Here is a 1,231-nt window from a genome sequence, read left to right as displayed (position 1 = left end):
TAAATACTTCACTAGAAGGAGCTTCGTCACCTACGCTACTATTTTTTGAGTGAGCCTCCTTGCAAGTATTTTTTACAGTGTCTACAAATGGATTAAATCCTTGCTTATTTTTGAATTTCTCATAAAGTGCCTTGAATATTGAGCCTGTTGCTAATTCAATAGAAGTTGCTTCTCTCCTTTTGCTTCTACCGAAAAATTCTTCATTTTTTAAATTTCAAAAATACGAATTATCTTCATGATCTATGTCTGATAGATTGGAAGCTTTATCTTTTCCATAAGTGTTGTCGGTGTTGTAACTTGACCCTTTTCCGGCTTCTGAGATAGTCTTAGTTTTTTTCTCCAAAACAGAACAATACATTCACACATCTGCTTCTAGATATTTATTTACATCTGTCAAAGTAGCAGTCGTTTTAACATTAGCTGTCTCTTCTGCATAAAAATCACCGCAAACCTTCTTGATAGATTTCTCTTCAGCATCCCCGCTATCAAGGTCAACAAATTTCCCAGTTGTTGGAGCCTTCCCGGAATACCTATTCTTGTAAACTCACTTTCACCAATTACTATTCTCTGAATTGGAATTATCTACAAAATAATCTTTGTAATCCGAAACATACTTGCTAGTATCTTCTGTTTTTAAAGAAAAATACTCAGGCATATCGTTGTTAAATAAAGTGCTTACTCCGTAGCCAGTTCCAACAGTTAATACAACAACTCCGCTTGCTACAGCTGCTTTAGTTGGATTCATTATCTAAGAAGGTTGACTAACCATAGTGTCTGTTTTGTCTTTTCCTTCTACAGAGCAAAACTCTCAGAACTCTTTTCACTTTGGTTTGTCATCATTGGAAATATTGCTTGCGGGAGCGACATCTCCATACTTAGCCTTACATTTTTCCTTTATCTTATCAACAGCTGCTTTCGCCTTCTCATCTTTGGTTTGTTGAGTGGATGAGGTATTTTTTAATTCCTTCTTGTAAGCGTCAAATTCAGTTTTTGCATCTTTGAAAAAACCATCAGTTTTTATCTGCAACTCTTCATTTCTAGAAGCTAAACTATGTACTCTTTCAGATCAGAAAGACGCATTAACACCCCTATCAACTGAAGCTAATAAAGAAGCAAATTTTCCGCCAACTTTTGTTTCATCTAAAAAATGAATACCATTTCAAGCCAGAGTAACTACTCTTCCATCTAAAGCGAACTTAATACCTAAACCACCACCTACTGCAGCTACAAC

At 35.6% G+C, this 1,231-nt stretch carries 2 protein-coding genes; both read right to left on the bottom strand.

Translation table 4 applies throughout. From position 1 onward, the window contains the following. The coding region (locus H6411_RS04510; RefSeq protein ID WP_216083454.1) for a hypothetical protein at positions 1-745 on the bottom strand (745 nt) is incomplete at its 3' end. Positions 746-748: 3 nt separating this feature from the next. Continuing rightward, positions 749-1,231, bottom strand: a 483-nt coding sequence (locus H6411_RS04505) for a hypothetical protein (protein WP_216083453.1), incomplete at its 5' end; no start/stop codon positions are given.

Source organism: Candidatus Mycoplasma haematohominis, from assembly GCF_902712995.1.
GTDB classification, from domain to species: Bacteria; Bacillota_I; Bacilli_A; order Mycoplasmatales; family Mycoplasmoidaceae; genus Eperythrozoon_B; species Eperythrozoon_B haematohominis.
Note: the sequence above shows the minus strand (reverse complement) of the source record. Positions and strands in the feature narration are given on the sequence as shown.